Source organism: Pantoea sp. X-Soil-YNGN-844 (assembly GCF_059730595.1).
The window spans coordinates 2,842,319-2,855,758 of the sequence record NZ_AP036007.1; the positions used below are offsets into that span (position 1 = coordinate 2,842,319).

Here is a 13,440-nt window from a genome sequence, read left to right on the forward strand (position 1 = left end):
GCCCGCGCCTCACAGACGCGGGCGCATGATTACTTCAGCGATCCCTTGAGGAACTGCTGTAAACGCGGGCTTTTCGGGCTGCCGAACACCTCCGAAGGTGGCCCCTGCTCTTCGATTTTACCCTGATGCAGGAAAATCACGTGGTTTGAGACGTGACGGGCAAACTCCATCTCATGGGTCACCACCACCATCGTTTTGCCTTCTTCCGCCAGCTTTTGCATGATGCGCAGCACTTCACCGACCAGTTCCGGATCCAGCGCCGAGGTCGGCTCATCAAACAGCAACACCTCCGGCTCCATCGCCAGTGCGCGCGCAATCGACACACGCTGCTGCTGACCACCGGAAAGGTGCACCGGATACTTGGCCTGCGCCCGCGCATCAATGCCGACTTTATCGAGGTAGCGGATGGCCCGCTCACGCGCCTCTGCTTTGCTCAGCCCCAGCACCTGAATTGGCGCTTCCATGACGTTTTCCAGCACGGTCATGTGGCTCCAGAGATTGAAGTGCTGAAACACCATGGTGAGGCTGGTTCGCAATGCGCGCAGCTGCTCTTTGTCAGCCACTTTGAGCTGACCATCTTTGTCACGTACCAGCGTAATCTGCTGGTTGTTGACCACGATGCTGCCTTCACTCGGTTTTTCGAGGAAGTTGATGCAGCGTAAAAAGGTACTTTTCCCTGAACCGGATGATCCAATGATACTAATCACATCGCCCGCTTTCGCAGTTAACGAGACCCCTTTCAGCACTTCATGTTCACCGTAACGCTTATGCAATTCGGTGACGCTTAATTTATTGTCAGCCATAGTTCTACTCAATGCGATGAAGAGGGTTTCACGTGGGCCAGCCAGCGACGTTCCGCCAGGCGGAACAGGCTGATCAACACGTAAGAGATAATCAGGTACAACACTGCCGCCAGACCAAAGGCGGTAAACGGCTGATAAGTTGCTGAGTTAATATCTCGTGCGACTTTCAGCAGATCCGGCACCGTGGCGGTGAAGGCCAGCGCCGTGGAGTGCAGCATCAGAATCACCTCGTTGCTGTAGACGGGCAGAGCCGTACGCAGCGCGGAAGGCAGGATAATGCAGCGATAGAGTTTGAAGGTGGAGAAGCCGTAAGCCCGCGCCGCCTCAATCTCACCGTGGGGTACCGAGCGAATCGCACCCGCAAAGATTTCCGTGGTGTAAGCGCAGGTATTCAGGGTAAAGGCGAGCAGCGTACAGTTCAGGCCGCTGCGGAAAAAGGCGTTCAGCAGTTCTGTGCCTTTGACAATTTCCAGCGTATACATGCCGGAATAGAAGACCAGCAGCTGCACATAGAGCGGCGTGCCGCGAAATACGTAGGTAAAGAGCCAGACCGGAAAGCTGATAAACCGGTTTGGCGAAACCCGGGCTATCGCCAGCAGAATAGCCAGACAGCCGCCAATAGTGACTGAGAGAATTAATAGCCAGAGGGTGATAGCCACACCGGTAAAACGATAACCGTCCGTCCAGAGCAGCGATTTCCAGTATTCCTGAATAATCTCAATCATAACTCGCCCTCTTCACACCGACCGTATAGCGACGGTTCAGCCACCACAGCACGCCGTTCGACAGCGTGGTGAACACCAGATAGATCACACCGGCGACAATGGCGAAGTAGAACGGCTGCCAGGTACTTTTCCCCGCCAGCTGCGTCGCCTTCACCACATCTTCCAGTCCCAGCAGCGAAACCAGCGCGGTGGCTTTCAGGATCACCTGCCAGTTATTTCCGATGCCCGGCAGCGCATAGCGCATCATGGCCGGAAACAGAATGCGGCGGAACACCTGCGCGCCGGTAAAGCCAAACGCAGTGGCCGCTTCAATCTGCCCTTTTGGCACCGCCATAAAGGCGCCGCGGAATGTTTCGGTGAAGTAAGCACCATAAATAAAGCCGAGCGTGATGATACCGGCGACCATCGGGTCGATATCAAACTGCGCCATGCCCAGTGCGTCGGTAACCTGGTTGAGGACAATCTGCAGACCGTAGAAGATCAGCAGCATCAGTACGAGGTCTGGCACGCCACGAATCAGCGTGGTGTAGCCTTCAAAAATCATCGCCAGTGGCCGGCTGCGCGACAGTTTCGCGCCTGCGCCAATCAGGCCCAGCAGCACTGCCAGCACGACGGAAGTGAGCGCCAGCTCCAGCGTCACCAGCGTGCCCCGAAGAATTACATCAGAATAGCCATACAGCATTGAGAGGGTCCTGTCGTGGGGTGAAAACAAAACGCTGCCCGCCAGCGAGACGGGCAGTTTAGCTTTATCACTCTGGCGTCTCTGCCATCTGCCCGCCAGGGCGCAGCGGCATTAAGCCGTCCGTTCCGGCGGGCTTCAGCATACAGAGGATAAAGCGACAGGATGGTTAGTCGCCGTACACATTGAAATCGAAGTATTTCTTCGCAATCTTGTCGTAGGTGCCATCTTTGCGCATATCAGCAAAGGCTTTGTCGATGGCGGCTTTCAGTTCGCTGTCATCTTTACGCAGTCCCATACCCGTACCAACGCCAAAGATCTTGTCATCTTTAACCGCCGGACCGGCGAAGGCGTAGTTTTTACCGACTGGCTGCTTCAGGAAACCTTCGCTGGCCTGCACTTCATCCTGGAAGGCCGCATCAATACGACCGGCGTTCAGATCCTGATAAACCAGATCCTGGTTAGCATAAGGCGTAACATTCACCCCTTTTGGCCGCCAGTTCTGATTGGCGTAGGTTTCCTGGGTGGTGCCCTGCAACAGACCGATGTTTTTGCCTTTCAGCGACTCAATGGTCGGCTCAATTTTCGATCCCTTCGGTGCCACTAAGCGCGCGTTCGCCGCATAGAGTTTTTCCGAGAAGGCGATCTCTTCCTGACGTTTTGCTGTGATGGAAAGTGAGGAGATGATGGCATCAATTTTCTTCGCTTTCAGCGAGGGGATCAGCGCATCAAAGTCGCTTTCAACATAGGTACATTGGGTATGAATACGTTTACAGATTTCGTTAGCGAGATCGATATCAAAGCCCACTAACTTGCCTTGTGCGTCTTTCGACTCAAACGGTGGGTAAGTTGGATCTGTGCCGATACGGATTGAACCCGGAACTGCAGCGAAGACGCTGGCAGCACTGGTTAAGCCCAGCATCAGGGAAAGAGCCAGAACACGCTTTTTCATAGATTACCCTCAAGTGAAGTGCTTTTTGTTATGTGGTTCGTGATGTGTTTGCGCAAAGTAATTTGCATGTTTCATGCCAGTTCTGCAAGTTATCCACGGCGTTAACGTGATGACAGACAGGCGAAAACGCTGTGTTTGTGAGGGGAATATAGCAGTGAAGTAAAAGAGAAAAAGCGACGTTGTTAACTTTTGGTGCGTCAAATGCACGAAGAGTGATCCGAGGCGCGCTTATGCACTAAATGAGTGCGCCAGCGGAACTTTATGCACCCTGCCAGCGCATAAAGAGATCTTCCGGTAATTCGATATCGAACTGATCGATTACCCGATTCACGGTCTGGTCGATGAGCTGATCGATGGTTTCAGGCCGATGATAAAACGCCGGCACGGGCGGCATGATAATGGCACCCAGTTCAGCCGCGGTGGTCATCATCCGCAGGTGGCCAACATGCAGCGGGGTTTCGCGTACGCACAACACCAGCTTACGCTGCTCCTTTAATACCACATCAGCCGCACGGGTCAGCAATGAGTCACTGTAGCTGTGCACAATGCCTGAAAGCGTTTTCATTGAGCAGGGTAAAATCGCCATGCCCAGCGTTTTGAACGATCCCGACGAGATATTTGCTGCAATATCGCGCACGTCATGCACCACATCGGCCAGCGCCTGCACGTCACGCAGCGAATAGTCGCTCTCCAGCCCCAGCGTCTGACGTGCCGCCTGGCTCATGACCAGATGCGTTTCTACCTCTTCCACCTGCTGCAACACCTGCAGCATGCGCACGCCATAGATCACCCCGCTTGCGCCAGAGATGCCAATGATGAGTCGTTTCATATTCCAACCTTATGTCAGCCAATGCGCCATCATACGCGGCCAGCGGGTTTCTGAAAACAAACAGGGCGGGATTGCTCCCGCCCTGCTTTATGCTGCCCGACTATGGATGGGTATCAGCCTTCGTTGTGCAGCTCAAGGTTTTCGACTTCGTTCTGGCGCTGAAGCGCTTTGGCATCATCATTACGCAGCGACTCCAGATACTCCAGATACTGCTGGTCAACATCTTTCGTCACGTAAATACCGTTGAACACCGAGCACTCAAATTGTGCAATGTCCGGGTTCTCTTCACGCACCGCTTCAATCAGATCGTCGAGATCCTGGAAAATCAATGCATCGGCTTTAATCAGCTGGCGAATCTCTTCCACTTCGCGGCCGTGCGCAATCAGTTCCGTGGCGCTCGGCATATCGATGCCGTAGACGTTAGGGAAACGAATTTCCGGTGCCGCTGAGGCCAGGTAAACGCGTTTTGCACCTGCTTCACGCGCCATCTCAATAATCTGCTCTGAAGTCGTACCGCGCACGATAGAGTCATCCACCAGCAGCACGTTTTTATCACGGAATTCAGCGCGGTTCGCGTTGAGCTTGCGGCGTACTGCGCTGCGACGTAACTGCTGTCCCGGCATGATAAAGGTACGGCCAACGTAGCGGTTTTTCACGAAGCCCTGACGATAAGGCTTGTCGAGAATACGGGCGATTTCCAGCGCGATATCGGTTGAGGTTTCCGGAATCGGAATCACAACATCGATATCGAGATCTTCCCACTCGCGGGCAATTTTCTCGCCCAGCTTAGTACCCATGCGGACACGAGCGCTGTAGACCGAAATCTTGTCCAGGAAGGAATCCGGACGCGCAAAGTAGACATACTCGAACAGGCACGGATTGCTTTTCGGGTTTTCAGCACACTGGCGGGTCGAAAGCTGGCCGGCTTCAGTGACATAAACCGCTTCACCCGGTGCAACGTCACGGATGAACTCAAAGCCCAGCGTATCCAGCGCGACACTCTCGGAGGCGACCATATATTCGGTGCGGCCATCGGCGATAACGCGCTTGCCCAGCACCAGCGGACGGATGCCGTTAGGGTCGCGGAAGGCCACCATGCCGTGGCCGATAATCATCGCTACGACGGCGTAGGCACCGCGAACCTGCTGATGTACCGCAGCCACCGCAGCAAAAATGTTGTCAGCTTCCAGCGGATCGTTTTGAAAACGATCTAACTCCTGCGCAAAAATGTTCAGCAGGATTTCAGAATCTGAGGTGGTATTAACGTGACGGCGACCCTTTTCGAACAGGTGCTTACGCAGCACATGGGCGTTGGTCAGGTTACCGTTGTGCGCCAGGGTGATGCCATACGGGGAGTTTACGTAGAATGGCTGCGCTTCAGAGGCACTGGAGCTGCCCGCGGTGGGATAACGCGCGTGACCGATCCCCATATTGCCCTGCAGTCGCTGCATGTGGCGTGCTTCGAAAACGTCGCTGACCAGGCCGTTTGCCTTTCGCAGGCGAAAACATTTCAGCGCATCGATAGTACAAATGCCTGCGGCATCCTGCCCGCGGTGCTGGAGCACCGTTAACGCGTCATAGATCGACTGGTTGACCGGCATGAAACCGGTGATACCGACAATACCGCACATGTTGTCATTTCCTCATTTAGCCGCACACCCGGTCACATCACCGGGGTAAAAAACTCGACGTGCTTTTCAGGTAATCAAAGAACCACCTGATGATATAACTGAACTCGGGAATGAGTTGAGACTGTTGCCAGTCCGGACTTTTAGAAAAGCCAGTGAATGTATCAAGGAAGAACAGCAAAGCGGCTACGATCAGCACACCACGCAACGCCCCGAAACAGACGCCCAACACCCGGTCGGTTCCCGACAGGCCGGTTTTTTCCACCAGCGTGCCGATAACGTAGTTCACAATGGCGCCCACAATCAGGGTCGCCACAAACAGCACACCGATGGCGATACCGTTACGAACCAGTTCGTCGTCAAAACCTGTAAACCAGACTGCAAGGTAGGCGTAGTAATGACTGGCGACAAAAAACGCGCATCCCCAGGTAACGAGAGATAAGGCTTCCCGGACAAACCCACGAACCAGGCTGACCAGAGCCGAAAAACCAACTACCGCAATAATGACGTAATCAATCCAGATCATGAACTCTTCCAGCGCCAGTGCAATTGCACCCCTGCATCCAGTTCGGGGCGCATTCTAACAGAAAAAGAAAACGTTTGCGTAGCGGTTTTCTTTTTCTGCATCCATAAAAAAGGCGATGAAAAAAACCGCAATCGCCCGGATGATTCTCAACCGGACAGGCCGTTGAAAATCGTCACTATTCTTCGTGGCAGCGCGCGTTAAGCGCGCTGCCTGCCCGGTAAAAGACGCAGCCTGTTACTGCTATCGGCAGCGCCAATCACCGCGCTAACGGGCGCTGTAGGGTTTTACGACACCGCCCAGTCCTGAGATGTTTTTCAGTTCACCCACTGCACTCTGCATTTTAGCTTTCGAGGCATCAGGGCCAACGTAGATACGGGTAATCTGGCCCTGAACCGGCGTTGACGGCACGGTAAAGGCGCGATAACCCGACAGCCGCAACTGCGCGACAATCTCATTTACTTTGCTGGCGTTCTTCAGCGCACCTAACTGCACCACATAAGCCTGCCCCGCCGGAGCCGTGGTCTCTGCCGCTTTTGGCGCTTCTTCCTGCTTCGGCTGCTCAACCGCTTTAGGTTGCTCAACCGGCTTCGGTTTGGGCTGCTCAACGATTTTTGGCTTCTGCTGTTCAACCGGCTTCTGCTTAGGCTGCTCGATGGCCTTCGGTTTCTGCTGCTCTGCCACTTTCGGCTTCGTCACCGTCTGCGCAGGCACAGACTGATGAACCGGCGGCGGCGAGACCACGACCGGATCGCTCTCTTCATCCGGCTGCGTCCGCCCCTGCTCCGCCGTGGCGTTGGTTTTACCATTGCCATTGCTGCTATTGACGGCGCTGCCTGCGCCTTCCGGCGGCTGAGCCGGCAGCGACTGGGTTACCGGCGGCACCATTTCGCTGTCCTGCTGATCGTCAGGTTTCGGCACCAGCGGAATGGCGGCGAACTCCTCTTTGTAATGCTTTTTCTGACCATCCAGCAGCCCTGGCAGCACAATCACGCCAACGGCGACCAGAATAACGGTGCCGACTAAACGGTTCTGAAACTTACTAGCCACGTCCTTTCTCCGTTTCAATCGATTCCATGACCTGTGCCACCGTGTGGAATGAACCACAGACCAGCACAGTGTCCTGCGGCACAGCCCGCTCGCGCGCCTGCTGCCAGGCGAGTTCAACTGAACCAAAGGCCTCGCCCTGCGGCAGCGCGTCCAGCAGCTGCTCTGCACTGGCACCGCGCGGACCGTCAAGCGGTGCACAGTACCAGGCATCAACCATTGGAGCCAATGCCGCGAGCGTTCCGGCGATATCTTTATCATGCAACATGCCCACGACGGCATGCACTTTGCCGCGTTTCGGCAGCGTCGCCAGACGCGACGCCAGATAGCCTGCCGCGTGCGGGTTATGAGCGACATCCAGAATCACGCGCGGTGATTCACTTATCGTCTGGAACCGCCCTGGCAACATCGCCAGCGGCAGGCTGGCGCGAATCTGCATCTCACTGACCTCAAGCCCTGAAACACGCAACGCCACCAGCGCGGTCGCCGCGTTAGGCAGCGGCACCTGAGGCAGCGGCAGATCGTTCAGCTCGCCCTGCGCATCACGCAGCGACCAGCTTTCGGCCTGGGCATGCCAGGACCAGTCGCGGTTGCGCTGTAACAGCTGAGCGCCTTTTTCCTGCGCGACCACAGCGATGCTGTGTGGCATATCGGGTTCACCGACTACTGCCGGTTTCCCTGCCCGGAACACACCCGCTTTCTCGCGCCCGATGCTTTCGCGATCCGGGCCCAGCCAGTCGGTGTGATCCAGCGCGATGCTGGTGACTACGGCGACATCGGCATCCACGATGTTGGTGGCATCCAGTCGTCCGCCGAGGCCGACTTCGAGGATCACGACATCCAGTTGCGCCTGGCGGAACAGATTCAGTGCGGAGAGCGTGCCGAATTCGAAGTAGGTCAGCGAAATATCAGCCCGTCCGGCTTCAATCTCCGCAAAGCTGGCGCAGTGCTGCGCTTCACCAAGCTCCTCGCCCTGAACCCGGACGCGTTCGGTATAACGCACCAGATGCGGCGAGCTGTAGACGCCAACGCGGTAGCCCGCAGCGATCAGCAGCGTTTCCAGAGTGCGACAGGTGGTGCCTTTGCCATTCGTACCGGCCACGGTAAAGACAAAAGGAGCGGGTTTCAGCAGGTCGAGACGAAGCGCTACCTGACGAATACGGTCCAGACCCAGTTCGATGGCCTGAGTATGCAGGTGCTCAAGATAATAAAGCCACGTGGCCAAAGGCGACGTGGCTTGAGGAAGGTGAAGATTGTCCATATGTCCCGTTTTGCTTATTTATACCTGGCAGACTGGTGCTGCGGTATACGGTGCATTGGTAAGAGGCGCGACAGGCGCGCCTCTCTATCTCCTGTCAGGCCTCGTTGCTTTCCGATTCAGTCGTCGCGGGAGCGGACGGTTCACCGTCATGCAGCGGTGCCGGCAGGTTCATCATTTTGGCCAGCAGGCTTGCCAGTTTGTAGCGCATTTCCGGGCGGCGGATGATCATATCAATCGCGCCCTTCTCAATCAGGAACTCACTGCGCTGGAAGCCCGGCGGCAGTTTTTCACGCACGGTCTGCTCGATGACGCGTGGGCCGGCAAAGCCGATGAGCGCTTTAGGCTCCGCGATGTTGAGGTCACCCAGCATGGCGAAACTGGCCGAAACACCGCCCATGGTCGGGTCAGTCAGCACGGAAATGTAGGGCAGACCGCGCTCGCGCATTTTGGCCAGTGCCGCACTGGTTTTCGCCATCTGCATCAGCGACTGCAGCGCTTCCTGCATACGGGCACCGCCACTGGCGGAGAAGCAGATCAGCGGACAGTTATCTTCCAGCGCCTGCTCAACTGCACGTACAAAACGTGCACCGACGACAGAGCCCATTGAACCGCCCATAAAGGCAAATTCAAAAGCTGCCGCAACCACCGGCATACTGTGCAGCTGACCTTTCATCACGATCAGCGCATCTTTCTCGCCGGTATCTTTCTGTGCGGCGACCAGACGATCTTTATACTTCTTGGAATCGCGAAACTTCAGCAGATCTTTGGGTTCAAGTTCACTGCCAAGCTCAACCATCGTGCCCTGATCGAGGAAACTGCCGAGGCGCTCACGCGCGTGCATCCGCATGTGGTGGTCACACTTCGGGCAAACCTCAAGATTACGCTCCAGCTCGGCGCGGTAAAGAACCTGGCCACAGCTGTCGCACTTGGTCCAGACCCCTTCCGGGATGCTGGCTTTGCGCGTTGGCGTCGTGGTGCTTTTATTAAGAATGCGTTCAATCCAGCTCATTGATGACCTTTCTGTTTAAAACTGACCTGGTCCAGTCGTCTTGATACTGCTGAAAACCGCTTCAGCAGACGGTAAATGTCGCTCATTAAACCACAACCTGTTCAGACTGTGGATAAAAATCTGGTCTTACCCCTGAGCGAAGCCTTACGGCAGCTTCTGCTGCTTCGCCTGACGGCGATGACGCCAGACTTCAATTACACCCGGCAGAATCGAGACCAGGATAATGCCCACAATCAGCAGCTTCAGGTTTTCCTGCACCACCGGCAGATCGCCAAACAGGTAGCCGGCATAGGAGAACAGCAGCACCCATAACAGCGCACCGGTTACGTTAAACAGCGCGAAATGGCGATAGGACATATGGCCCATACCGGCAACAAACGGCGCAAACGTGCGGACAATCGGCACAAAGCGCGCCAGGATAATGGTTTTTCCTCCGTGACGGGCATAAAACGCATGGGTTTTATCCAGATGGCTGCGACGGAAAATCTTCGAGTTTGGATTACTGAACAACCGCTCGCCAAACAGGCGGCCAATGGTGTAGTTCACTGCATCACCCAGTACCGCGGCCACTACTAACAGTGCCACCATCACGTGCACATTGAGATCGTTACCCGGCAGTGCAGCCAGTGCACCCGCCACAAACAGCAGCGAATCGCCTGGCAGGAATGGCGTCACAACCAGCCCGGTTTCGCAAAACAGAATCAGGAACAAAATAGCGTAAATCCAGATACCGTACTGTGCAACCAGCTCGGCCAGATGCACATCGATGTGCAGAATAAAATCGACCAGAAAATGGAGAAACTCCATAGCGCGCCCTTTTAAGTCCTGAAAGTGAATTAATCCGCGAGGAACAACGGTCCCATCAGCGGCTGTGGTAACGCAAAGTGGGATGGGTAATCCACCGCCACCAGATACAACCCCTCTGCCCGGGCTGTGGCTGCGGCTAATGTCCGATCCTTCGCCGCCAGCAGCGTTGCCATCCATGACTCCGGCTTATTGCCGCAGCCTATCTCCATCAGGCTGCCCACGATATTGCGCACCATGTGATGCACAAACGCGTTGGCTTTAATATCCACAATCACGTAGGGACCCTGACGCGTCACGTTGAGGTGAATCACGTTGCGCCAGGGTGTGCGTGACTGGCACTGCACCGCGCGGAATGAGGTGAAATCATTCTCGCCTAACAAACATTGCCCGGCGCGCTGCATCTTCTCCGCATCCAGTGGATGGTAAAAGTGCGTCACGCCCTGCGCCAGCACCGCCGGACGCAGACGCTGATTGTAGATCAGGTAGCGATAGCGTCGGGCCGTGGCGCTGAAGCGGGCATGGAATTCATCCGGCACCGCTTTCACCCAGCGCACGGCAATATCTGCCGGCAGATTGGCGTTGACGCCCAGCGTCCAGGCGCCATCAGGCCGCTGCGATGTGGTTTCGAAATGGACCACCTGCCCCGTGCCGTGCACGCCCGCATCGGTGCGGCCAGCGCAAAAAATGCTGACCGGATGATCGGCGACTTTCGACAGCGCGCGCTCTACCTTCTCCTGCACGCTGCGGACTTCATTCTGGCGCTGCCAGCCGTAGTAACGACTGCCGTCATACTCAATGCCGAGCGCCAGTTTTTGCGTCTGACCGTCGGACATGCTTACAGATACTCCTGAACCAGTTTCTCAGCGGTTTTCACCGCCATCAGCGCGCCGCCAAAACGAATGTTGTCCGCCACTGACCAGAACTGCAGCAGCTCCGGAATACCGTAGTCGTTGCGCACTGCGCCGATGCTCAGTTCGCCGTTGCCAGAAGCATCCGTCACCGGCGTCGGCACGTCATCCTCTTCGCTCAGACGAATATCTGACGCCAGCGCCAGCTCGGCACGTGCTTCTTCTGCAGAAAGCGGGCGCAGGTTTTCGATATGCACAATCTGCGCATTACCGTAGAACACCGGGGCCTGAACGCTGCTGACCGCAATCGGTAAGCCTTCGTCCTGCAGGACTTTGCGCACCTGATCAATCAGTCGGCGTTCACTTTCCACGCTGCCTTCTGCGTCGGCCTGTTGTGGCATCAGGTTAAACGCGAGCTGACGACCAAAGTGATGTTCATCAGCCGGAATACCATTCAGCAGGCGGGCACTTTCCCCCGCCAGCGCATCGACCGCCACTTTGCCGTAGCTGGAAACCGAGATCAGATTCGTCACCTGTAAACGGCTCAATCCGGCTGCATCTACCAGCGGTTTAATTGCGGTCAGCAGCTGGCTCACCAGGTTGTCCGCCACGCTGATGATGTTGCGATTACGATAATCGGCCAGCACCTGCGGGTTCACATCCGGCACAACCAGCGGCACATCGGGTTCCAGCGCAAACAGCTCACTGCTGTCGATCACCAGACAACCCGCGTTGGCCGCTTCATCGGCAAAACGTGCCGAGGCGTCACGGCCTGCCACGAAAAAGGCCAGCTGCGCCTGTGACCAGTCGAACGTCTCTGCGTTGTCGACCCGCACCGAGCGGCCCTCGTAACGCTTGATTTCGCCCGCGCTGTTTTCGCTGGCCAGCAAATATAATTCACCAACCGGGAACTGGCGTTCCGCCAGCAGTTCCAGTACAGCGTTCCCTACTGCGCCTGTTGCGCCCAGTAGCGCAATATTCCAGCCGTCAGACATGTTGGTTTACTCCAGACAATGACATAAAAACAGAAGGCGGTGATATTCACCGCCCAGGGATTCAGATTTATCCCCCCGAAACCTGCCGCCACACTGGCAGGCATGGATTATGCGCGTTTTCTGGTCACCGACTGATTCAGTGCAGAAAACGGTGCCATGCCTGCAGCGCCCGTTATTTCGGAGAGTAGATTGCGTTAAAGCCCAGCTGGTTCAGCATCTCAGCCGTTGAGGCGTCATCACAGTTGACCTGCAGCGAAGACCATTCGCGGCGCTCCAGATACTGCTTGCGCAGGCGATCAAACTCGCCGGGTTTCACCGCCACTTTACGTAGCGGGGCATCATCGCGGCGCACATCATACACCAGATGCGCCAGGCGTTTCAGTGTTGGCTGATCCAGCGGGCCATTCAGGGTAACTTCACTGAATTCCGGCTCCGGCAGTAAAGTGCTGAGCGGCACCTGCTGCGGCTGACCGATAAAGTCACACCAGGCTTCAAAAACCTGCGTGGTGCCACGTGCTTTGCCTTCCAGCGTGTAGCCCGCAATGTGCGGCGTGGCGATGTCGACCTTATCCAGCAGCGGCAGCGAGAGATCCGGCTCCGGCTCCCAGACGTCCAGCACCACGCTGAGGTCATGGCGCATTTTCAGCACCTCCAGCAGCGCGCCGTTGTCCACGACCGGGCCGCGACAGGCGTTGATCAGGATGGTGTTGGGCTTCAGCGCCATCAGCAGCGCTGCATCTGCCAGATGCCAGCTTTTGTAGGGGCCGTCTTTAAACAACGGCGTGTGGAAGGTCAGAATATCCGCCTGCTCTGTCACAGCCTCCAGCGACAGGAAATCGCCTTCGTCACCGCGATCGGCGCGTGGCGGATCGCACAGCAGGGTTTTAATGCCCCAGGCTTCCAGCCGCTTCTGCAGTCGCCCGCCAACGTTACCGACGCCGACAATGCCGACTGTGCGGTCACGCAGCTCAAAACCATCGCGCTCCGCCAGCAGCAGCAGCGCAGAGAAAACATATTCCACCACCGCGATGGCGTTACAGCCGGGAGCGGCAGAGAACGCAATGCCCGCCTGCTGCAGCCAGTTCTCGTCGATATGATCGGTGCCCGCCGTCGCGGTGCCGACAAACTTCACCGGCTTTCCAGCTAGCAGCGATTCATTCACCTGGGTGACTGAGCGCACCATCAGGCCATCGGCATCGGCCAGTTCAGCCACCGGCAGCGGACGCCCAGGCACCGCGACCACATCGCCGGTGCGGCTGAATAACTCACGGGCATAAGGCATATTTTCATCGACCAGAATTTTCACCACGGCTTTCCTGTCTGTTACATGTGAG

At 56.4% G+C, this 13,440-nt stretch carries 14 protein-coding genes; all 14 read right to left on the reverse strand.

Annotation, left to right across the window (positions count from 1 at the left end; all coding sequences use genetic code 11):
- Positions 1-29: 29 nt before the first annotated feature.
- Positions 30-803, reverse strand: coding sequence for a histidine ABC transporter ATP-binding protein HisP (gene hisP, locus AC6I8C_RS13125; protein ID WP_497822735.1), 774 nt, complete (start codon positions 801-803; stop codon positions 30-32).
- A gap of 8 nt (positions 804-811) precedes the next feature.
- Positions 812-1,528 (reverse strand): ABC transporter permease, encoded by a 717-nt coding sequence (locus AC6I8C_RS13130; protein ID WP_013358586.1) that lies wholly within the window; start codon positions 1,526-1,528, stop codon positions 812-814.
- A complete protein-coding gene (locus AC6I8C_RS13135; RefSeq protein ID WP_033733384.1) occupies positions 1,521-2,210 on the reverse strand; it encodes a histidine ABC transporter permease HisQ in 690 nt (229 codons plus the stop codon). The genes AC6I8C_RS13130 and AC6I8C_RS13135 overlap by 8 nt, the downstream gene beginning before the upstream one ends.
- A gap of 166 nt (positions 2,211-2,376) precedes the next feature.
- Positions 2,377-3,159 (reverse strand): lysine/arginine/ornithine ABC transporter substrate-binding protein ArgT, encoded by a 783-nt coding sequence (argT, locus tag AC6I8C_RS13140; RefSeq protein WP_150010572.1) that lies wholly within the window; start codon positions 3,157-3,159, stop codon positions 2,377-2,379.
- 259 nt (positions 3,160-3,418) lie between these two features.
- A complete protein-coding gene (locus AC6I8C_RS13145; protein ID WP_013358589.1) occupies positions 3,419-3,988 on the reverse strand; it encodes a UbiX family flavin prenyltransferase in 570 nt (189 codons plus the stop codon).
- A gap of 113 nt (positions 3,989-4,101) precedes the next feature.
- Positions 4,102-5,619 (reverse strand): amidophosphoribosyltransferase, encoded by a 1,518-nt coding sequence (gene purF / locus AC6I8C_RS13150; protein WP_013358590.1) that lies wholly within the window; start codon positions 5,617-5,619, stop codon positions 4,102-4,104.
- Between the two features lie 37 nt (positions 5,620-5,656).
- Complete coding sequence (cvpA, locus tag AC6I8C_RS13155; protein WP_003854265.1) at positions 5,657-6,142, reverse strand: colicin V production protein; 486 nt, start codon at positions 6,140-6,142, stop codon at positions 5,657-5,659.
- 264 nt (positions 6,143-6,406) lie between these two features.
- Positions 6,407-7,189 (reverse strand): cell division protein DedD, encoded by a 783-nt coding sequence (dedD, locus tag AC6I8C_RS13160; protein WP_497822736.1) that lies wholly within the window; start codon positions 7,187-7,189, stop codon positions 6,407-6,409.
- Positions 7,182-8,447 (reverse strand): bifunctional tetrahydrofolate synthase/dihydrofolate synthase, encoded by a 1,266-nt coding sequence (gene folC, locus AC6I8C_RS13165; RefSeq protein WP_497822737.1) that lies wholly within the window; start codon positions 8,445-8,447, stop codon positions 7,182-7,184. The genes dedD and folC overlap by 8 nt, the downstream gene beginning before the upstream one ends.
- A 94-nt stretch (positions 8,448-8,541) precedes the next feature.
- The gene (accD, locus tag AC6I8C_RS13170) at positions 8,542-9,456 is read right to left on the reverse strand and encodes an acetyl-CoA carboxylase, carboxyltransferase subunit beta (protein ID WP_013358592.1); all 915 of its coding nucleotides are present in this window, start codon (positions 9,454-9,456) and stop codon (positions 8,542-8,544) included.
- Positions 9,457-9,600: 144 nt separating this feature from the next.
- Positions 9,601-10,263 (reverse strand): DedA family protein, encoded by a 663-nt coding sequence (locus AC6I8C_RS13175; protein ID WP_033783739.1) that lies wholly within the window; start codon positions 10,261-10,263, stop codon positions 9,601-9,603.
- A 29-nt stretch (positions 10,264-10,292) separates the two neighbouring features.
- On the reverse strand, positions 10,293-11,096 hold the full coding sequence (gene truA, locus AC6I8C_RS13180; protein ID WP_013358594.1) for a tRNA pseudouridine(38-40) synthase TruA: 804 nt from the start codon (positions 11,094-11,096) through the stop codon (positions 10,293-10,295).
- Positions 11,097-11,098: 2 nt separating this feature from the next.
- Positions 11,099-12,106 carry an aspartate-semialdehyde dehydrogenase gene (locus AC6I8C_RS13185; protein ID WP_013358595.1) on the reverse strand — a complete coding sequence of 336 codons (1,008 nt, stop codon included), beginning with the start codon at positions 12,104-12,106 and terminating at the stop codon, positions 11,099-11,101.
- 172 nt (positions 12,107-12,278) lie between these two features.
- On the reverse strand, positions 12,279-13,412 hold the full coding sequence (pdxB, locus tag AC6I8C_RS13190; protein WP_497822738.1) for a 4-phosphoerythronate dehydrogenase PdxB: 1,134 nt from the start codon (positions 13,410-13,412) through the stop codon (positions 12,279-12,281).
- Between the last annotated feature and the right edge of the window lie 28 nt (positions 13,413-13,440).